An 18,899-nucleotide genomic window follows, 5' to 3' on the forward strand; every position below is an offset into this window, starting at 1 on the left:
GGCTGGATCGGCCAAATCCAGCCTCGCCGGCGTTTGAGGCGCGGGGTCTGGGGCGGAGCCCCAGGGGGTCCGGGGCGCAGCCCCGGGGAACGGTGGAAGGGCGGGTAGGGGACAGCCGCCCGCAGGGCACGCCAGGGTCCGGGGCTCGGCCCGGGTCTGGTGCTGCGCCCGGGTCCGGGGCTCGGCCCGGGGATGGGCCCGGGGGCGGGGCCGTCGTGACGGTGTGGCCGGATACGTTCACGGAGTACCTCGCTCCCGAGGCCGGCCACGCCGCAGTCCGGGTGCTGCGGGCCGCCGGCCTGGAGCCCGTGGTGCAGACGGGCCGCGTCTGCTGCGGGCTGACCTACATCTCCACCGGCCGCCTCGACGCCGCCCGCAGGGTCCTGCGACGCACCCTGGACGCCGTAGGCGACCCGCAGGGACCCGTCACCGTCCTCGAACCGAGCTGCGCGGCAGCGCTCCGCACCGATCTGCCCGCCCTCCTCCCGGAGGACCCCCGCGCACCCCGTCTCGCAGCGGCCGTCCGAACCTTCGCCGAGACCCTGGAGGAGTACGCCCCCCACTGGCAGCCGCCCCGCCTCGACCGGCCGGTCGCCGGCCAGACCCACTGCCACCAGCACGCCGTCCTCGGCGACGCCGCCGACCGACGGCTGCGCGAGCGCGCCGGGCTGACGGGAGAGCTCAGCGGCGGCTGCTGCGGCCTCGCGGGCAACTTCGGCTTCGAACCCGGACACCACGAGGTCTCCGTGGCCTGCGCCGAGGAACAGCTCCTGCCGTCGCTGCGGGCGGCCGCACCGGGTACGGAGGTGCTGGCGGACGGGTTCTCCTGCCGGACGCAGATCGCACAGCTCGCCGGTGGCCGGGCCCGCCACCTGGCGGAGGTCCTGGCGGAGGCCTTGCCGGAACCGGGCGTACACGGGATGTAAGGCAAAACACGGACGCACGGTCCTTACCCACCCCCTAATCTGGATAAATGCCCGCACCTACCCCCACGCCCACCGAGCCCTCGCGAGCGACGGCAACCGCCCCGGCCCCCGCCACCCCCGCCGTCACCCCCGCCGTCACCCCCGCGGACGGCTCCTTCCGGGCCCGCTTCGGCCCCGTCGCCCTAGTGGTCACGGCGGGCGTCTCGGTGCAGTTCGGTGCCGCCCTCGCGGTGATGCTCATGCCGAGGGCGGGCGCGGCCGGCGTGGTCACGCTGCGCCTCGCCGCGGCCGCGCTGGTGCTGCTGCTCGTCTGCCGGCCCAAGGTGCGCGGGTACTCCCGCTCCGACTGGTCGACCGTGGTGTGGTTCGGCGTGGCCATGGCCGGCATGAACGGATTCATCTACCAGGCCATCGACCGGATCCCCCTCGGCCCCGCCGTCACCCTGGAGGTGCTGGGCCCGCTGGTGCTCTCCGTCGTGGTCTCCCGCCGCCTGCTGAACCTGCTGTGGGCCGGGCTGGCACTGGCCGGAGTCGTCCTGCTGTCCACCCACGGCGGAGGCGGCCTGGGCGGCCTCGACCCGCTCGGCGTGGCCTTCGCCCTCGCGGCGGGCGGCATGTGGGCGGCGTACATCGTGTTCGCCGCGCGGACCGGGCGCCGCTTCCCGCAGGCGGACGGGCTGGCCCTGGCGATGGCCGTGGCCGCCGTACTGTCCCTGCCGCTCGGCGTGATCGAGGCCGGTTCGGCGCTGCTGCTCCCCAGCACCCTGCTCCTGGGCCTCGGTGTGGCGCTGCTGTCCTCGGTCCTGCCCTACACGCTGGAGCTGCTCGCCCTGCGCAGGCTGCCGGCGCCGACCTTCGCGATCCTGATGAGCCTGGAGCCCGCGATCGCCGCGACGGCCGGGTTCCTGATCCTGAACCAGGCCCTGTCGGCGCTCGACGCGGCGGCGATCGCGCTGGTCATCGTGGCGAGCATGGGCGCGGTCCGCTCGCAGACCCGCCGGTAGAGCCGCTCGGAGAGCCGTACGCGGCCCGTCGGGTGCTCAGGCCGTCGTCGAGGAGTCCAGCGCGGGCAGGAACTGGTCGTAGAAGCCGGCCTTGAGTCGTAGCGCCCGCTCCTCGGTCTCCTTGAAGCCGTCCGCCCCCTCCGTCCTGTCGCCTCGGCCGAGGAGCTCGGTCACCCGCGCGGCCAGCCGGTCGGAGTGGGTGTCCGACAGCAGGGACACCGTCGCGAGCGAATGCGTCTTCGCGTCGTGGACCAGGTGCGGGTGGTAGAAGCGCGAACGGTTCCGGCCACCGCCCTCGCTCGTGAACAGCGGCCCCATCCGCTCCCACAGCCGCCCGTACTCGACGGAGACCAGCACCTCGCCCCAGAAGCGGAGGAAGGTCAGCAGCCGCAGGTCGGCGTCGGCGTGGCCGCCCGCGTCCGCGATCAGTTCGAGGGTGTCCGTGATGGCGCGCCGCGTCGCGGCCGTGGGCCTCGACGCCACCAGCGCCTCCCTGGACACTCCGAGCCGGCGCAGGTCCTCCGTCATGTCCTCGCGGTGCGAGGGCGCGTGCCCGTGGGCGTCCGGGTACTCCTCGCGCAGGATGATCCGGGTGATCCGCAGCCCCTCCTCGTCGCGCAGCAGGTCGATGGCCAGGTCGTAGGACGGGGTGAACGCGAGCGATACGAAACGCCGCTGGAGCAGGAGCGCGGTGAAGTCCTCGTCGGGCAGCCGGGTGATGTTCGCGAGGACCGGATGCTCCTCGAAGCGCTCGATCAGCCCGTTCTCGAACCCGTCCAGCTCGTGCAGCCCGTCCTTCTCGTCCGGAGTGCCCAAGTCGTGCATGGCCGAACCTTTCCGTGGATCTGGTGGTGAACCCGGAACCGGATCACCAGCTGATGTTTCTGAGCGACTCGCGCCAGTCGGGGAGCGCCACGTCGCGGCCGATCTCCCACAGCGTGTCCAGCTCTCTCTGGACCTGCCGGCCCATCGCCGTGTCACAGCCGTCGATCTCGGTCTGGGCGGAGTTGATCGCGAGCTGGCGGTGCAGGAACGAACTGACCAGAAAGTGCTCGTCGGCCTTGTGTACGGCGATGGACGGCAGGGAGTTGTACACCCGCACCTGGAGCAGGGCCCGGCCCGTAGGCCCGACCGCCCGGTGCAGTTCCGCGAGACCGGCCAGGCACATCTCCACCCGGGCCTTCACGTCCAGCGCGAGGGCGGGGTCCCGTACGGAACGCAGTGCCTCGTCGCGCAGGCCCGCCACGGGGGAGGACGGGTACAGGAGCATGATGCGCACCGGGACTCCGTGGTCCACCAGCGCCTTCTCCAGCGAGGGCTGGAGGTGTTCCAGGTTGGGGATGAAGGTCTGCAGGATGGCCACCTCCTGGGTGGCGCCCTCCACGAACGCGTTGAACCGCACGTCGGGGAACTCCGCGTGCACCCGGATCACGCCGAGGTAGTTCTCCTGCTTGAGCTGCTGCGCGACGGTGTCGATGTCCAGCTGGGCGAGTTGCGTCCGGAGCGTGTCGTCGAGCCGGGCGACCTGCGCCGTGAGGGTTGCATCGAGCTGGATGACCTTCGCCTCCACCACGTCGAGCTTGCGCAGGCGGTCGATCTCCAGCAGGAGGAACACGGTGACCGTGCTCAGGATGAGCAGGGTGACCTTGGGGAGCGCACCCCCGGGAGCGAGTGCGTCGAGCCACCCGAGGAGGTCCGCGATCAGGACCACGACGCCCGATATGGACATCAGGGCCAGCGCGATCCGTTCCACCCGATAGCGAACGTCGACACTCATGTCGCTCCAGCCCCCGTGCTCGGTACCTGGTACCTCGTACCTCGTGCCCGTCGTGGTCGGCGATGACGGTATACCGACTCCCGTGATTCCAGGGGGGTTTGAGGAGTGGCGCGGGGAGGGGTGGGGTGAGATCAGGCCACGCCCGGTCCGGTCAGCTCCAGATGATGTCGCCGGCCGGCCGGGGCGTCACGTCGGCGTGCTGGACGTTCGCCTCGACGCGGGTCGTCCCGGTAGGCCAGTCCGCCGACCAGGCGGAGATCGAGAATCCGGAGCCGGAGGCGGGGGAGTCCCCGTCCGGGAAGTCCTGGCCCCAGCCGCTGGCCATGGCCACGCCCAGCGCGAGGGCGCTCAGGGCGGCAGTGGCGAAGTACATCCGAGGAGTCGTCATGCGGGGAGCATCCCAGCCGCCCGCACCGGAGGGAAGGGCTCACCCGTTCCTGTCCGCGCCGCCCGTCCCGGCCCCTGCCCCGGCCTCCGTCGCGGCCCCCGCCCCCGCAGTTCCGTAGCGCGCCGCCGTCGCGGCGGCCGCCGCTCCGATGCGCCGGCGCAGGGCCGGCGGGGCCAGTACCTCCGCCTCTGCGCCGAGCTCCAGGAACTGCGCCTCCGCGTGGTCCTGCGACTCGATCGGCAGCACCGCCCTGGTCCACCCGGGCAGTTCGGGGTCCGGGATCCCGGTGGTGGCCAGGGCCCCGGCCTGGGCGCCCGACAGTCGGGCGGCGGCCCGCGCGGAGACCCGTACCTCCGCCTCCTCCGGGTACAGCCGCTCGTGGAACTCCGCCTGGGTGCGCCGCCAGTGGGAGGCCAGCTCGAAGCCGTCCGGGAGCGCGCACTCCTCGTCGGTCTCGCGCACCGCGAGGACCTGGTCCACCCGGTAGGTGTACGGGGGGCCGGCGGGGGCCGTCGTGCCGGGTGCGGCCGCGGCTTCGGGTGCGGCAGCCGTGCCCGCGACCAGGTACCAGCGCCCCGCCTTCAGGACCAGCCCGTACGGGGCCAGTCGCCGGTCCACCTCGTGGGGTGCCTTCCAGCGCCGGTACCGGACCTCGACGATCCGCCCCCGCCACACCGCGTCGGCGACCCGCGCCAGGTGGGGGGTCTCCTCGTGCTCCGCGTACCAGCCGGGCGCGTCCAGGTGGAACCGCAGCCGCATCCGGTCGGCCTGCGCACGCAGCTCCGCGGGCAGGGCGGCTCGCAGCTTGAGTTGGGCGGTGGACAGGGCCCGGCCGAGGCCGAGCTCGGCGGCCGGTCCGGGCATGGAGGTGAGGAAGAGCGCCTCGGCCTCGCCCGCGGCCAGGCCGGTGAGGCGGGTGCGGTAGCCGTCGAGGAGCTGGTAGCCGCCGCTGTGCCCGGCGTCGCCGTACAGCGGGACGCCGGCGGCGGCCAGCGCCTCCGCGTCGCGGTAGACCGTACGGACCGACACCTCCAGCTCCCCGGCGAGCTCGGCGGCGGTCATCCGGCCCCGGGTCTGGAGCAGGAGCAGGATCGAGAGCAGTCGGCTGGACTTCACGTGCACTTCACTGACACAGGATGTCAGTGGAGTGCTCCTACGGTTCCCCCATCAGCAGAGAACAGATCTTGCAGAGAACAGATCATGGGGAGACCGCACATGAACGACTTCGACTTCCTCGCCGGCACCTGGGACGTCACCAACCGCCGGCTCGCCGACTTCCTGGACGCGGACAGCGGCTGGGAGGCGTTTCCGGCGGTGTCCCGGGCCACCCGGCACTTCGACGGTGCCGCGAGCTTCGACGAGATCGAGTTCCCGACGAAGGGGTTCGCCGGGCTGACCCTGCGGCTCTACGACCCCGAGCGCGACCAGTGGACCCTGAACTGGGCGAGCCGCCGGACCGGAACGCTCTTCCCGCCCGTCACCGGACGGTTCGACGCGGCCACGGGGACGGGCGTCTTCGAGGGCGAGGACACCTACGACGGCAAGGCCGTCCTGGTGCGCTTCGTATGGTCGCGGACCGGGACGGACTCCCCGTGCTGGGAGCAGTTCTTCTCGGCCGACGGGGGCACGAGCTGGGTCCACAACTGGACGATGGACTTCAGCCGTGGGGCGGTCGGCGCCGATGCCGATGCCGATGCAGGCTGACGGTGCTCGCCGTCAGCGCCGTCAGTGCTGCCCGAGCTGCCCGAGCGCCACGCCCAGCGCGTCCGGCCGCTGCTCGACCGGCAGGTGTTCGACCAGCCGGACCGGGCACCCCAACGCCGCGGCCCCTGCGTCCGCGACGGCGTCGTCCCCGACCATGAGCACGTCCGCGGGCGCCAAACCGAGCGTCTCGCAGGCGATCCGGAACAGGCGGGGATCGGGCTTCTGGGCTCCGTGCTCGAAGGAGAGCACGTACGCGTCGACGAACCGGTCGACCCCGTGGGCGCGGAAGACGGGGCGCAGGTCCCAGCCGATGTTGCTGACGACGGCGACGGGGACGCCCCGTTCGTGCAGGGCTGCGAGCGTGGCCGCGGTATCGGGGTAGGGCCGCCAGGCCGCGGGGGTCCAGTGCCGCTCGTAGAGGGCGTCGGCCAGCTCCGCGGAGGGCAGCGGCACCTCGCGGGTGAGGGCGGTGTAGGCCGCCCGGTGTTGCTCGGGGCTCAGGTCCCGCTCGCGCCACAGCGGCTCCAGCCGGGCCGGCAGCCGCCGCGGCGAGGCGCCGCCCGGCAGGGCGCCCGCCTCTTCGAGCAGGGCGGCCAAGGAGACGAGTTCGGCCTCGGACAGGTCGATACCGGCGTCCGCCACGACCGCGCGCAGCCAGTCCTCGGTGGGCTCGACGCGGAAGAGGGTGCCGGAGAAGTCGAACATCACGCCTTTGACGGAGCCCGCGAGCACGCCTTCGTCCCCGTCCACGCCCCTGTCCGCGTTCCTGTCCGCGTCCCTGACTACGTCTTCGTCCTCGCGCTCGGCCATGACGTGGATCTTCGCCGCGGGCGTACGCCCGCGCAAGCCCCGAGCCCGCACACGCACCGGGCCGGGCGGCCGTTCCAAGTCCCCGGCGCCTCAAGCCCCTTCACCTCCAAAAAATAAATGCAAGCACGCTTGATTGTTTTCCTGACGGCTGCCACGCTTCCCCTCACGCCGAGAAGGGGAGCGCACCCGTGCCCGATCCGTCCGCTGTCGAGAACGCCTTCGCCGTCTTCGCCGATCTCCGCGAGGAGGGCTGGGAACTCGACTCCCTGGTCGGCGAGTTGCCCGCCGCAGACTGGGCGAAGCCCACGCCCGCACCCGGCTGGAGCCTCGCCCACCAGATCGCCCACCTGCACTGGACCGACCGGGCCGCCCTGCTCGCCCTCACCGACGCCACCGCCTTCGCGGGGCTGGTCGAGGAGGCCCTGAAGGCCCCCGACTCCTTCGTCGACGATGGCGCCGAGGAGGGCGCCGCGCTGGCCCCCGCCGAGCTGCTCACCCGCTGGCGCGAGGGTCGTACCGCCCTCGACGGGGCCCTGGCCGTGGCCTCGCCCGATGCCAAGTTCCCCTGGTACGGGCCGCCGATGAAGGCCGCGTCGATGGCGAGCGCCCGCCTGATGGAGACCTGGGCGCACGGCCAGGACGTCGCCGACGCGCTCGGCGTGCGCCGCGTACCGACGGCCCGGCTGCGGCACGTGGCGCGGATCGGAGTGCGGGCGCGCGACTATGCGTACGCGGTACGGGGACTGCCCGCGCCGGCGGGGGAGTTCCGGGTGGAGCTGACGGCTCCGGGAGCCCCCGCCGAGGTGTGGACGTACGGCCCCGAGGACGCGCCGCAGCGGGTCACCGGCCCGGCGCTCGACTTCTGCCTGCTGGTGACCCAGCGCGCCCACCGCGCCGACCTGGCCCTGACGGCGACCGGCCCCGACGCCGACCGCTGGCTCGACATCGCCCAGGCCTTCGCCGGTCCGGCGGGCCCGGGCCGCACGCCGGGGGCCTCCCGGTGACCCGGCGCCCCCTGCTGATCGGCAACGCGTCGGGCTTCTACGGGGACCGCTTCGACGCCCTGCGCGAGATGCTGACGGACGGCCCCCTCGACGTGCTGACCGGGGACTACCTGGCCGAGCTGACCATGCTGATCCTCGGCCGCGACCGCCTGAAGAATCCGGAACTCGGCTACGCCAAGACCTTCCTGCGCCAGTTGGAGGAGTGCCTGGGCCTCGCCCACGAGCGGGGCGTACGGATCGTCGTGAACGCGGGCGGTCTGAACCCGGCGGGACTCGCCGGAGCGGTACGCGCGCTGGCCGCGAAGCTGTCCGTCCCCGTCGCGGTCGCGCACGTGGAGGGCGACGACCTGATGTCGTCTCCGACGTCGTACGGGGAGGGAGCGCTCACCGCGAACGCCTACCTCGGCGGCGCCGGGATCACGGCCTGCCTGCGGGCGGGCGCGGACGTGGTGGTGACCGGCCGGGTCACGGACGCGGCGCTGGTGAGCGGGCCCGCGGCATGGTGGTTCGACTGGGGGCCGCAGGACCACGACCGGCTGGCCGGGGCGGTGGTGGCGGGCCACGTACTGGAGTGCGGGACCCAGGCCACGGGCGGCAACTACGCCTTCTTCACCCGCCACGACGTGTCCCGGCCCGGGTTTCCGCTGGCGGAGATCGCGGAGGACGGCTCGTCGGTCATCACGAAGCACCCGGGCACGGGCGGCGTCGTCTCCGTCGGTACGGTCACGGCGCAACTCCTCTACGAAACCCAGGGAGTCCGCTACCTCGGCCCCGACGTGACGGCCCGCCTGGACACGGTCCGGCTGACCCAGGCCGGCCCGGACCGGGTGGCGGTCTCGGGCACCCGCGGGGAAGCCCCGCCCGCGACCCTCAAGGTGGGGGTGACCCGCATCGGGGGCTGGCGCAACGAGGTCGTCTTCGTCCTGACGGGCCTGGACGTGGACGCGAAGGCGGCGCTGGTGCGGGAGCAGCTGGCCGCGCTGCTCGCGCCGGTGGAGTCGGTCTCCTGGACGCTGTCCCGTACGGACCACGAGGACGCGGAGACGGAGGAGACCGCGAGCGCGCTGCTCCGCCTGGTCGTCCGCGACCCGTCCCCCGACCGCGTGGGCCGCGCCCTGACCTCGGCGGCCATCGAACTGGCCCTGGCCAGCTACCCGGGCTTCCACGTCACGGCCCCGCCGTCCCCGGCCCAGCCGTACGGAGTCTTCGACTCGACCACGGTCCCCGCCGGGGAAGTCCCCCACACGGCAGTCCTTGCGGACGGCACCCGCCTGTCGGCGAACCCACCCCCGGCGGCGCGTGAGGAGCGGGCCCCCGGGGGCTCCGCCCCCGAAGCACCCGGGGCGCAGCCCGACCCTGCGGGGCTTGTCACCTCCCCGTCCTTCCCCGGTTCACCGGGCGCCGCCTGGCCCCGCGCCTCCAGCGCGGGTGGGCCCGGTTCAGCCCCTCCGGTGTGTGAGGAGCGGGAGCCCGGGGCGGAGCCCGGGCCCGGGGGGCCGGGGGCACAGCCCCCGGTTTCGGGAAGGGGCGGGGTGGGGGGAAGTCCCGCAGGGCCCGCGGCCGCCACCCGCAGGGTGCCGCTCGGGACCATCATCGGGGCCCGCAGCGGGGACAAGGGCGGGGACGCCAACGTCGGGGTGTGGGCCGAGACCGGCCTTGCCTGGGAGTGGCTGCGCGCCTCCCTCACCGTGGAAGCCTTCAAGGCGCTGCTCCCCGAAACGGCCCCACTGGGAGTGACCCGCGCCGAGCTCCCGAACCTCCGCTCCCTCAACTTCACCGTCACCCGGATCCTCGGCGACGGCGTGGCCTCCGGCCATCGCTTCGACCCCCAGGCCAAGGCCCTCGGCGAGTGGCTCCGCTCCCGCCACGTGGACATCCCCGCAGCGCTGCTGCCCCCGCCCGCGGAGCCCCCGGCAGCCTTGCTGCACCCGCCAGCGGAGCGACCGGCGCTGCCGCAACCCCCCGCGGAGCCCCCCGTACCCACCACCGCCCCGGAGGGGACCCCGTGACCCGCCTCAAGAGCGCCGTCGACCCGCTCGCCCCCGAGCACACGCAGGCCCGTACCGCCGCCCTGGAACGCCTCGCCGAGCTCGATGCCGCGCACGCCGCAGCCCTCGCCGGCGGCGGCGAGAAGTACACCGCCCGCCACAAGACCCGCGGCAAGCTCCTCGCCCGCGAGCGCGTCGAGCTGCTCCTCGACCCGGACACCCCCTTCCTGGAGCTGTCCCCGCTCGCCGCCTGGGGCAGCGACTACCCGGTCGGCGCCTCCATGGTCACCGGCATCGGCACCGTCGAGGGCGTCGAATGCCTGATCACCGCCAACGACCCCACGGTCCGCGGCGGCGCCTCCAACCCCTGGACGCTCAAAAAGGCGCTCCGCGCCAACGAGATCGCCCGCCAGAACCGGCTGCCCTGCATCAGCCTCGTCGAGTCCGGCGGCGCCGATCTCCCCTCCCAGAAGGAGATCTTCATCCCGGGCGGCGCCATCTTCCGCGACCTCACCCGGCTCTCGGCCGACGGCGTCCCCACCATCGCCGTCGTCTTCGGCAACTCCACCGCCGGAGGCGCGTACATCCCCGGCATGTCCGACCACACCATCATGATCAAGGACCGCTCCAAGGTGTTCCTGGGAGGCCCGCCGCTCGTCAAGATGGCCACCGGCGAGGAGAGCGACGACGAGTCCCTCGGCGGAGCCGACATGCACGCCCGGACCTCCGGCCTCGCCGACTACTACGCCCTCGACGAGCACGACGCCATCCGCCAGGCCCGCCGCGTCGTCGCCCGCCTCAACCACCGCAAGGCCCAGCCCGATCCGGCGCGCGCCGAAGAGCCCCTCCACGACCCCGAAGAGCTCCTCGGCATCGTTCCCGCCGACCTCAAAACCCCCTTCGACCCCCGCGAGGTCATCGCCCGGATCGTCGACGCCTCCGACTTCGACGAGTTCAAGCCCCTCTACGGCACCAGCCTGGTCACCGGCTGGGCGAGCCTGCACGGCTACCCGGTCGGCATCCTCGCCAACGCCCAAGGGGTGCTGTTCAGCGCGGAATCGCAGAAGGCGGCCCAGTTCATCCAGCTCGCCAACCAGCGCGACATCCCGCTCCTCTTCCTCCACAACACCACCGGCTACATGGTCGGCAAGGAGTACGAGCAGGGCGGCATCATCAAGCACGGCTCGATGATGATCAACGCGGTCTCGAACTCGAAGGTCCCCCACCTCTCCGTCCTCATCGGCGCCAGCTACGGCGCCGGCCACTACGGCATGTGCGGCCGCGCCTACGAGCCCCGCTTCCTCTTCGCCTGGCCCAGCGCCAAGTCCGCCGTCATGGGTCCCGCCCAGCTCGCCGGCGTGCTCTCCATCGTCTCCCGCCAGTCGGCCGCGGCGAAGGGACAGCCGTACGACGAAGAGGCCGACGCCGGCATGCGCGCCTTCGTCGAGGCGCAGATCGAGTCCGAGTCCCTGCCGATGTTCCTGTCGGGACGGCTGTACGACGACGGCGTCATCGACCCGCGCGACACCCGCACCGTCCTCGGCCTGTGCCTGTCGGCCGTCCACAACGCCCCCGTCGAGGGCGCCCGTGGCGGCTTCGGCGTCTTCCGGATGTGAGCCCGCACATGACCCCGCAGATGAACCTGACCTCCCTCCTCGTCGCCAACCGCGGCGAGATCGCCGTCCGCGTCTTCCGCACGGCCCGCGCGCTGGGCCTGGCCACCGTCGCAGTCCACTCCGACCCCGACGCCGACGCCCTGCACGTCCGCAGGGCCGACGCGGCCGTACGGCTGCCCGGCGCGGCCCCCGCCGACACCTACCTGCGCGGCGACCTGGTCATCGCGGCCGCCCTCGCGGCGGGCGCCGACGCCGTCCACCCCGGCTACGGGTTCCTCTCCGAGAACGCCGACTTCGCCCGCGCCGTCCGCGCCGCCGGGCTCACCTGGGTCGGCCCGCCGCCCGAGGCGATGGAGGCCATGGCCTCCAAGACCCGGGCCAAGGAGCTGATGCGCGCCGCCGGGGTCCCGCTGCTCGACCCCGTCGACCCGCACGCGGCCACCACCGCCGACCTCCCGCTGCTCCTCAAGGCCGCCGCGGGCGGCGGGGGCCGCGGGATGCGGGTGGTCCGGGACCTCGACTCCCTCAAGGAATCCCTCGAAGCCGCCTCGGCCGAGGCCCTGTCCGCGTTCGGCGACGGGGAGGTGTTCGCCGAGCCCTACGTGGAGCGCGGCCGCCACGTCGAGGTGCAGATCCTCGCCGACTCCCACGGCACCGTCTGGGCGCTCGGCACCCGCGACTGCTCCCTCCAGCGGCGCCACCAGAAGGTCATCGAGGAAGCCCCCGCGCCCGGCCTCCCCGAGGCCCTGCGCACCACCCTCCACGAGGCCGCCGTGGCCGCCGCCCGCGCGGTCTCGTACGAGGGCGCGGGCACGGTGGAGTTCCTCGTCACCGCCGAGGGCCGGCCGTACTTCCTTGAGATGAACACCCGCCTCCAGGTGGAACACCCCGTCACCGAAGCGGTCTTCGGGATCGACCTCGTCGCCCTGCAACTGCGGATCGCCGAGGGCGCCGCCCTGCCCCTGCAGCCTCCCACCCCCGCCGGACACGCCGTCGAGGCCCGCCTCTACGCCGAGGACCCGGCCCGGGACTGGCGTCCGCAGACCGGGACCCTGCACACGCTCGCCGTCCCCGGCGAGGTCCGCGTGGACACCGGTTTCACCGACGGGGACACGGTCTCCATCCACTACGACGCCATGCTGGCCAAGGTCGTCGCCCATGCCCCGACCCGCGCCGAGGCGGTCCGCGCCCTGGCCCACGCCCTCGCCGGAGCCCGGATCCACGGGCTGACCACCAACCGGGAGCTCCTCGTACGCTCCCTGCGGCACCCGGAGTTCGCGGCGGCCCGGCTCGACACCGGGTTCTACGAGCGCCACCTGCCCGCCCTCACCGAGACCGCCCCGGACGACCCGGCCCCCGTGCTCTGCGCGCTCGCCGCCGCCCTCGCCGAGGCCGCTCCCGACCCGGACGCCCCCCTCGCCAACCGCCTCGGGGGCTGGCGCAACCTCCGCTCCCAGCCGCAGAGCCGCCGCTACACGGCTGCCGGGACGGAGTACGAAGTCCGCTACCACCCGGCCCGCAGCGGCCCTCCGGAACTCCTCGACCACCCCGGTGTTCGGGTCCTGTCTGCCGCGCGCCACCTGGTGAGCCTCGAAGTGGACGGCGTCCGGCGGCTGTTCCACGTGAAACATAAATCGAACACGGCCTACGTGGACTCCGTGCTCGGCGCCCACGCCCTGACCCCCGTCCCCCGGTTCGAGGACCCCCAGGACCGCACCGAACCGGGCTCCCTGCTCGCCCCCATGCCCGGCACCGTCGTCCGCGTCGCCGAGGGCCTCGCCCCCGGCAGCCCCGTCACCGCCGGGCAGCCCCTGCTCTGGCTGGAGGCCATGAAGATGGAGCACCGCATCCTCGCGCCCGCCTCCGGCACGCTCACCGCGCTCCACGCCGTCACCGGCCAACAGGTCGAATTCGGCGCCCTGCTCGCCGTAGTCCAGGAGGAAGCATGAGCTCCACCCCCGGCACCACGACGCTCGGCACCACAACTCTCGAAACCGAAGAGCACCAGGCCCTGCGCGCGGCGGTCGCCGCCCTCGGCCGGAAGTACGGGCGCGAGTACCTCGCCCGGATCGCCCGGGAGGGCGGCCACCCCGACGAACTGTGGGCGGACGCAGCCAAACTGGGCTACCTCGGGGTCAACCTCCCCGAGGAGTACGGCGGCGGAGGCGGCGGCATCGCCGAACTGTCCATCGTTCTCGAAGAACTCGGCGCCGCGGGCTGCCCGCTCCTCATGATGGTCGTCTCGCCCGCCATCTGCGGCACGGTCATCGCCCGCTTCGGCACCGAGGAGCAGAAGCGGGCCTGGCTCCCCGGGCTCGCCGACGGAACCCGCACCATGGCCTTCGGCATCACCGAACCCGACGCCGGCTCCAACTCCCACCGCATCACCACCACCGCCCGCCGCGACGGCGACGACTGGGTCCTCACCGGCCGCAAGGTCTTCATCTCCGGCGTGGACATCGCGGACGCCACCCTCATCGTGGGACGCACGGAAGACGCCCGGACGGGCAGCCTCAAGCCCTGCCTGTTCATCGTCCCCCGTGAGACCCCCGGCTTCGCCCACACCCCCATCGACATGGAACTCCAGGCTGCGGAGAAGCAGTTCGAGCTGGTCCTGGACGACGTACGCCTCCCCTCCTCCGCCCTGGTCGGCGACGAGGACGCAGGCCTGCTCCAGCTCTTCGCGGGCCTCAATCCCGAGCGCGTCATGACCGCCGCCTTCGCCATCGGCATGGGCCGCTACGCCCTCGCCCGGGCCGTCGACTACGCGAAGACCCGCCAGGTCTGGAAGGCCCCCATCGGCGCCCACCAGGCCATCGCGCACCCGCTGGCTGCCGCCCACATAGAACTGGAGCTGGCCCGCCTGATGATGCAGAAGGCGGCCCACCTCTACGACGCCGGCGACGACATGGGCGCGGGCGAGGCCGCGAACATGGCGAAGTACGCCGCGGCGGAGGCCTGTGTCCGCGCGGTGGACCAGTCCGTCCACACCCTGGGCGGCAACGGCCTCACCCGCGAATACGGCCTGGCCGCCCTGATCGTCGCCTCCCGGGTGGCCAGGATCGCCCCGGTCAGCCGCGAGATGATCCTCAACTTCGTCTCCCACCAAACCCTGGGCCTGCCCAAGTCCTACTGATTCCTTCTTGACGCGGAGCTCGCACCGCTCGCCTTTTCGACGCGCCGCTCGCACCGCTGCGCCGGACTCCGTCCGGCGGTGGCTGGTCGGCGTGCCCGACACTGCCGTCCCGGCGCGGGGTCCGGTGGGCGGCTGCGGGTGGCTCGGCCATGCGGGGCGAGGTCCCCGCGGCGACCCTTGCCGCTGCGCGGGGCGGAGTCCCCTACCCACCCTTCGCCCGTTCCCCGGGGCTGCGCCCCGGACCCGTTGCCGGGAACCAGTCCCAGGGGTCTGGGGCGGAGCCCCAGGGGGTCCGGGCGCAGCCCGGGATCCCCTCCTCAGCCCGTCCGGCGTTTGAGGACCGGGGTCCGGGCAGAGCCCGGGGAACGGGCGAAGGGCGGGTAGGGGACTCCGCCCCGCGCAGCGGCAAGGTTCGCCGCGGGGACCTCGCCCTGCAGGGCCAACCCACCCGCAGCCGCCCATCGGAGCCACCCGAGCCAGCCCACCCGAGCCCGCCGCAGGCGACCCGCATACCCTCCCCGGAGGGGATCCCGACCGAGCCGACCACCCCCTCCGGAGGAGACATGCCCCCACTGGTCCACGCCGCGCGAACGCCCGCGCGAACGCCCGGCCTCACCACCCTCACCCTCGACTCCCCGGCCAACCGCAACGCCCTCTCCGCCACCCTGGTCGAGGAACTCCGTACGGCCCTAGCCGCGGCCTCCGCGGAACCGTCCACCCGGGCCGTGGTCCTCACCCACACCGGCACCACCTTCTGCGCCGGCGCCGACCTCAAGTCCCCCTGCGATCCCGCCGACTTCCTGGCCCTGCTCCGCGAGATCGCCGAACTGCCCAAGCCCGTCGTCGCCCGGGTCACCGGCCACGTCCGCGCGGGCGGCCTCGGGCTGCTCGGCGTCTGCGACATCGCCGCCGCCGGGCACGCGTCCACGTACGCCTTCACCGAGACGCGCCTCGGCGTCGTCCCGGCCGTGATCTCCGCGCCGCTGCTCCCGCGCCTGGACCCCCGCGCCGCGGCCCGCTACTTCCTGACCGCCGAGGTCTTCGACGCCGCCGAGGCCACCCGCATCGGCCTGCTCACCCTCCACGCGACGCACGCGGACCACGCCGAGGACACAGAGGACACCGACGGCCTCGACAAGCTCCTGGCTCCCGTCCTGGAAGGCCTGCTCAAGGCCGGTCCCGAGGCCCTGGCCGCGACGAAACGGCTGGTCACCGCCCCGGTACGGGCCGCCCTGGAGCGGGACGGAGCCGCCCTCACCGAACTGTCCGCCCGGCACTTCGCCTCCGCCGAGGCCCGCGAGGGCATCAGTGCCCGCTTCGAGCGACGGGACCCGTCATGGCTACGGTGACCACGGAAACCGGCCCGACGGGACAGACGGGCCCGACGGGCCAGACGGGCCAGACGGGACAGACCGGCCAGACCGCCCCCAAGCAGGCCCGCAGCCGGGTGACCCGCCGCCACCTCCTGGAGGCGGCCGTCTCCTGCCTCGCCGAACAGGGCTGGGCCGGATCCACCGTCGCCGTGGTCGCGGAGCGCGCCGGCGTCTCGCGCGGGGCGGCCCAGCACCACTTCCGCACCCGCGAGGAACTGTTCACGGCGGCCGTCGAGTACATGGCCGAGGTGCGCTCGACGGCCCTGCTGGACCTGTTCCCGCAGGGCGGCGCCGCGGCGGCCCGCGCCGACGTGGTCGGGGCGCTCATCGACCTGTACACCGGCCCGATGTTCCGCGCCGCCCTCCAGCTCTGGGTCGCGGCCTCCCACGAGGAGCAGCTGCGCCCCCGCGTGGCCGAGCTGGAGGCCCGCGTGGGCCGCGAGACCCACCGCATGGCCGTGGAGCTGCTGGGCGCGGACGAGTCCGTACCGGGCGTACGGGAGACCGTGCAGGGCCTGCTCGACATGGCCCGCGGCCTGGGCCTGGCCAACGTCCTCACGGACGACACCGCCCGTCGGGCGCGGGTGGTCGCCCAATGGGCCCGGATCCTGGACTCGGAACTGGGCTGACCGCCCGAACCTCCCCCCCCCCCCCCGGGAACGCGGCGGGCGCCGCACCCCGAGGGGATGCGGCGCCCGTCGACGAGCGGCGGCCCTGTGCGGGGGGCAGCCGGTCGGCCGGCACGATCAGACGGTCGAGGCGATGTCCGTAATGCCGGAGTAACCCTCGATCTCGCGCGGGTTGCGCACGCCCGGCCCGGTGTAGCGGGCGGAGGGGCGGACCAGGCGGCCCGTGCGCTTCTGCTCCAGGATGTGCGCGGACCAGCCGGCGGTACGGGCACACGTGAACATCGAGGTGAACATGTGCGCCGGAACCTCCGCGAAGTCCAGCATGATCGCCGCCCAGAACTCCACGTTGGTCGCGAGCACCCGGTCGGGACGGCGCGCGTGCAGCTCCTCCAGGGCGGCCTTCTCCAGTGCGGCGGCCACCTCGTAGCGCGGGGCGTCCAGCTCCTTGGCCGTACGCCGCAGCACGCGGGCGCGCGGGTCCTCGGCGCGGTAGACGCGGTGCCCGAAGCCCATCAGCCGCTCGCCCTTGTCCAGGGCCTTCTTCACGTACGCCACGGCGTCGCCGGTGCGCTCGATCTCCTCGATCATGCCGAGGACGCGCGAGGGCGCACCGCCGTGCAGCGGCCCGGACATCGCACCGACCGCGCCCGAGAGGGCGGCCGCGACGTCCGCGCCGGTGGAGGCGATGACGCGCGCGGTGAAGGTCGAAGCGTTCATCCCGTGCTCGGCGGCCGAGGTCCAGTACGCGTCGACGGCCTTGACGTGGCGCGGGTCGGGCTCGCCCCGCCAGCGGATCATGAACCGTTCGACGACGGACTCGGCCTTGTCGATCTCGCTCTGCGGGACCATCGGCCGGCCCTGGCCGCGCGCGGACTGGGCCACGTACGACAGCGCCATCACGGCCGCCCGCGCCAGATCGTCGCGCGCGGTCTGCTCGTCGATGTCGAGCAGCGGTTTCAGACCCCACACCGGGGCGAGCATGGCGAGCGCGGACTGCACGTCGACCCGGATGTCACCGGAGTGCACCGGGATCGGGAAGGGCTCGGCGGCCGGCAGACCGGGGTTGAAGGCACCGTCGACCAGCAGGCCCCAGACGTTCCCGAAGGAGACGTGGCCCACGAGGTCTTCGATGTCGACGCCCCGGTACCGCAGCGACCCACCCTCCTTGTCGGGTTCGGCGATCTCCGTTTCGAACGCGACGACTCCCTCGAGACCGGGTACGAAGTCGGACATCAGGCGGCTCCTCAAATAGTGCGAACACGCGCGGCTCCCGGCGTGATTCGCGGTCCGGCGCGGTCATCCCCGTTGATGCCCGGCACGGTCGATGGTCATCCGTTCGGGACCGTCGGACCGGCCCCAAGATTTTGTCCGTTCCGCTTGGTGCGGGGAAGCGTGACATACGGCACAGTCGCGGACGCCCCGCTGCGGCAGGATGGCGGCGTGACCGATCAGCACCTTGACCCTGCCGACATGCGCAAGCAGTACCGCTCCCAGCTCGTCGCCGAGGAGAGCCTCGCCGAGGAGCCGATGGGCCAGTTCGCGCGCTGGTTCCGGGACGCGGCGGAGGCGAACGTCTTCGAACCCAACGCGATGGTCGTCGCGACCGCAACCCCCGACGGCCGCCCCAGCTCGCGCACGGTCCTGTTGAAGCAGTTCGACGACCGCGGTTTCGTCTTCTTCACGAACTACGACTCCCGCAAGGGTCGCGAACTGGCCGCCAACCCCTTCGTCTCCCTGCTCTTCCCCTGGCACCCCATCGCCCGCCAGGTCATCGTCACCGGCACGGCCTCCCGCATCGGCCGGGACGAGACGGCGGCGTACTTCCGCTCCCGCCCCCACGGCTCCCAGCTGGGCGCCTGGGCCAGCGAACAGTCCACGGTGATCGCCTCCCGCGCGGAACTGGACCGCCGCTACGCGGAACTGGAGGCGCGCTACCCGGAGGGCGAACAGGTTCCGGTTCCCCCGCAGTGGGGCGGCATCCGGGTGGTCCCGGACGCGGTGGAATTCTGGCAGGGCCACGAAAACCGCCTCCACGACCGCCTCCGCTACGTCCTGGAGGCCGGCACCTGGCGCGTGGAACGCCTCTGCCCGTAGCCGCGCGGCGCCGACGGGGCGCCGGGTCGGGCTGATCCCCGCGCGCCGCACAAACGCAGACGACCCGCGAGCTCGGGTTTCCCCCCTGCAGTGGGGGAAGCCGGCCGGACGTACCGGCGAGCTCGCGGGTCGGGTGACTGCTTGGGATTGGCGCCAGGCGTTCCCGCCGGGCACCGCACTGGGTGCGTGCGACGACGGGCGCTTAGCCCGCAGTCACCTCACGCGTCCGGATTTCATACATTTCCGGGATCACCTCCTTTCAGTGTGCTGCCACTGTAGGCACCCCCGCGGGTGGCGCTCAACTGAATTTCCGAGGTGAATCCAAACCTGCACGAACAGGCGCTGCGGGCCCTGAAAACGCAGACGACCCGCGAGCTCGGGTTTCCCCCCTGCAGTGGGGGAAGCCGGCCGGACGTACCGGCGAGCTCGCGGGTCGGGTGACTGCTTGGG

17 protein-coding genes are annotated in these 18,899 nt (G+C 73.3%); 11 read left to right on the forward strand and 6 right to left on the reverse strand.

From position 1 onward, the window contains the following. The coding region (locus ACFVX6_RS36245; protein WP_389698853.1) for a (Fe-S)-binding protein at positions 1-926 on the forward strand (926 nt) is incomplete at its 5' end. 47 nt (positions 927-973) lie between these two features. Next, positions 974-1,930: a DMT family transporter gene (locus ACFVX6_RS36250; RefSeq protein WP_389698854.1), complete on the forward strand. Its 957-nt coding sequence runs from the start codon at positions 974-976 to the stop codon at positions 1,928-1,930. Between the two features lie 36 nt (positions 1,931-1,966). Here ACFVX6_RS36250 and ACFVX6_RS36255 read toward each other — a convergent pair whose 3' ends face one another. The 4 genes from ACFVX6_RS36255 to ACFVX6_RS36270 all read right to left on the reverse strand — a co-directional run bounded on the left by ACFVX6_RS36255 (position 1,967) and on the right by ACFVX6_RS36270 (position 5,211). Beyond that, a complete protein-coding gene (locus tag ACFVX6_RS36255; protein ID WP_389698855.1) occupies positions 1,967-2,755 on the reverse strand; it encodes a hypothetical protein in 789 nt (262 codons plus the stop codon). A 43-nt stretch (positions 2,756-2,798) separates the two neighbouring features. Beyond that, positions 2,799-3,707, reverse strand: a complete 909-nt coding sequence (locus ACFVX6_RS36260; RefSeq protein ID WP_389698856.1) for a hypothetical protein — start codon at positions 3,705-3,707, stop codon at positions 2,799-2,801. 151 nt (positions 3,708-3,858) lie between these two features. After that, a complete protein-coding gene (locus ACFVX6_RS36265; RefSeq protein ID WP_389698857.1) occupies positions 3,859-4,095 on the reverse strand; it encodes a hypothetical protein in 237 nt (78 codons plus the stop codon). Between the two features lie 39 nt (positions 4,096-4,134). Beyond that, positions 4,135-5,211 carry a helix-turn-helix transcriptional regulator gene (locus ACFVX6_RS36270; RefSeq protein WP_389698858.1) on the reverse strand — a complete coding sequence of 359 codons (1,077 nt, stop codon included), beginning with the start codon at positions 5,209-5,211 and terminating at the stop codon, positions 4,135-4,137. Between the two features lie 99 nt (positions 5,212-5,310). Here ACFVX6_RS36270 and ACFVX6_RS36275 point away from each other — a divergent pair, with 99 nt between their 5' ends. Further along, complete coding sequence (locus ACFVX6_RS36275; protein ID WP_389698859.1) at positions 5,311-5,799, forward strand: hypothetical protein; 489 nt, start codon at positions 5,311-5,313, stop codon at positions 5,797-5,799. Between the two features lie 21 nt (positions 5,800-5,820). Here the strand turns inward: ACFVX6_RS36275 and ACFVX6_RS36280 are convergent, their stop codons facing one another. Then, entirely contained in the window at positions 5,821-6,504 is a 684-nt protein-coding gene (locus ACFVX6_RS36280) for an HAD family hydrolase (RefSeq protein ID WP_389698871.1), read from the reverse strand. Between the two features lie 293 nt (positions 6,505-6,797). Between ACFVX6_RS36280 and ACFVX6_RS36285 the strand changes: the two genes are divergently transcribed. From ACFVX6_RS36285 to ACFVX6_RS36315, 7 genes are all read left to right on the forward strand, one after another. Next, entirely contained in the window at positions 6,798-7,613 is an 816-nt protein-coding gene (locus ACFVX6_RS36285; RefSeq protein ID WP_389698860.1) for a TIGR03084 family metal-binding protein, read from the forward strand. 68 nt (positions 7,614-7,681) lie between these two features. After that, entirely contained in the window at positions 7,682-9,622 is a 1,941-nt protein-coding gene (locus ACFVX6_RS36290; protein ID WP_389698872.1) for an acyclic terpene utilization AtuA family protein, read from the forward strand. After that, positions 9,619-11,217 (forward strand): acyl-CoA carboxylase subunit beta, encoded by a 1,599-nt coding sequence (locus ACFVX6_RS36295; protein ID WP_389698861.1) that lies wholly within the window; start codon positions 9,619-9,621, stop codon positions 11,215-11,217. The genes ACFVX6_RS36290 and ACFVX6_RS36295 overlap by 4 nt, the downstream gene beginning before the upstream one ends. A gap of 20 nt (positions 11,218-11,237) precedes the next feature. Further along, positions 11,238-13,166, forward strand: a complete 1,929-nt coding sequence (locus ACFVX6_RS36300) for a biotin carboxylase N-terminal domain-containing protein (protein WP_389698873.1) — start codon at positions 11,238-11,240, stop codon at positions 13,164-13,166. Next, entirely contained in the window at positions 13,163-14,353 is a 1,191-nt protein-coding gene (locus ACFVX6_RS36305; RefSeq protein ID WP_389698862.1) for an acyl-CoA dehydrogenase family protein, read from the forward strand. The genes ACFVX6_RS36300 and ACFVX6_RS36305 overlap by 4 nt, the downstream gene beginning before the upstream one ends. A 563-nt stretch (positions 14,354-14,916) precedes the next feature. Then, positions 14,917-15,702 (forward strand): enoyl-CoA hydratase family protein, encoded by a 786-nt coding sequence (locus tag ACFVX6_RS36310; protein WP_389698863.1) that lies wholly within the window; start codon positions 14,917-14,919, stop codon positions 15,700-15,702. Then, complete coding sequence (locus tag ACFVX6_RS36315) at positions 15,690-16,355, forward strand: TetR/AcrR family transcriptional regulator (RefSeq protein ID WP_389698864.1); 666 nt, start codon at positions 15,690-15,692, stop codon at positions 16,353-16,355. The genes ACFVX6_RS36310 and ACFVX6_RS36315 overlap by 13 nt, the downstream gene beginning before the upstream one ends. Before the next feature lie 117 nt (positions 16,356-16,472). Here the strand turns inward: ACFVX6_RS36315 and ACFVX6_RS36320 are convergent, their stop codons facing one another. Then, positions 16,473-17,588, reverse strand: a complete 1,116-nt coding sequence (locus tag ACFVX6_RS36320) for a citrate synthase 2 (RefSeq protein WP_389698865.1) — start codon at positions 17,586-17,588, stop codon at positions 16,473-16,475. Between the two features lie 237 nt (positions 17,589-17,825). Between ACFVX6_RS36320 and pdxH the strand changes: the two genes are divergently transcribed. Continuing rightward, positions 17,826-18,449, forward strand: a complete 624-nt coding sequence (gene pdxH, locus ACFVX6_RS36325; RefSeq protein WP_266881940.1) for a pyridoxamine 5'-phosphate oxidase — start codon at positions 17,826-17,828, stop codon at positions 18,447-18,449. The last annotated feature ends 450 nt before the right edge of the window (positions 18,450-18,899 follow it).

The organism is Streptomyces sp. NPDC058289 (assembly GCF_042880975.1).
In the GTDB taxonomy this organism is placed as follows: domain Bacteria; phylum Actinomycetota; class Actinomycetes; order Streptomycetales; family Streptomycetaceae; genus Streptomyces; species Streptomyces stoeckheimensis.

Excerpts from the sequence above, each read along its gene's own strand:
- ACFVX6_RS36250 (WP_389698854.1), top strand. The coding sequence starts at position 974 with ATGCCCGCACCTACCCCCACGCCCACCGAGCCCTCGCGAGCGACGGCA.
- ACFVX6_RS36255 (WP_389698855.1), bottom strand. The coding sequence starts at position 2,755 with ATGCACGACTTGGGCACTCCGGACGAGAAGGACGGGCTGCACGAGCTG.
- ACFVX6_RS36260 (WP_389698856.1), bottom strand. The coding sequence starts at position 3,707 with ATGAGTGTCGACGTTCGCTATCGGGTGGAACGGATCGCGCTGGCCCTG.
- ACFVX6_RS36265 (WP_389698857.1), bottom strand. The coding sequence starts at position 4,095 with ATGACGACTCCTCGGATGTACTTCGCCACTGCCGCCCTGAGCGCCCTC.
- ACFVX6_RS36275 (WP_389698859.1), top strand. The coding sequence starts at position 5,311 with ATGAACGACTTCGACTTCCTCGCCGGCACCTGGGACGTCACCAACCGC.
- ACFVX6_RS36280 (WP_389698871.1), bottom strand. The coding sequence starts at position 6,504 with ATGTTCGACTTCTCCGGCACCCTCTTCCGCGTCGAGCCCACCGAGGAC.
- ACFVX6_RS36290 (WP_389698872.1), top strand. The coding sequence starts at position 7,682 with ATGCTGACGGACGGCCCCCTCGACGTGCTGACCGGGGACTACCTGGCC.
- ACFVX6_RS36300 (WP_389698873.1), top strand. The coding sequence starts at position 11,238 with ATGAACCTGACCTCCCTCCTCGTCGCCAACCGCGGCGAGATCGCCGTC.
- ACFVX6_RS36305 (WP_389698862.1), top strand. The coding sequence starts at position 13,163 with ATGAGCTCCACCCCCGGCACCACGACGCTCGGCACCACAACTCTCGAA.
- ACFVX6_RS36310 (WP_389698863.1), top strand. The coding sequence starts at position 14,917 with ATGCCCCCACTGGTCCACGCCGCGCGAACGCCCGCGCGAACGCCCGGC.
- ACFVX6_RS36315 (WP_389698864.1), top strand. The coding sequence starts at position 15,690 with ATGGCTACGGTGACCACGGAAACCGGCCCGACGGGACAGACGGGCCCG.
- ACFVX6_RS36320 (WP_389698865.1), bottom strand. The coding sequence starts at position 17,588 with ATGTCCGACTTCGTACCCGGTCTCGAGGGAGTCGTCGCGTTCGAAACG.
- pdxH (WP_266881940.1), top strand. The coding sequence starts at position 17,826 with ATGCGCAAGCAGTACCGCTCCCAGCTCGTCGCCGAGGAGAGCCTCGCC.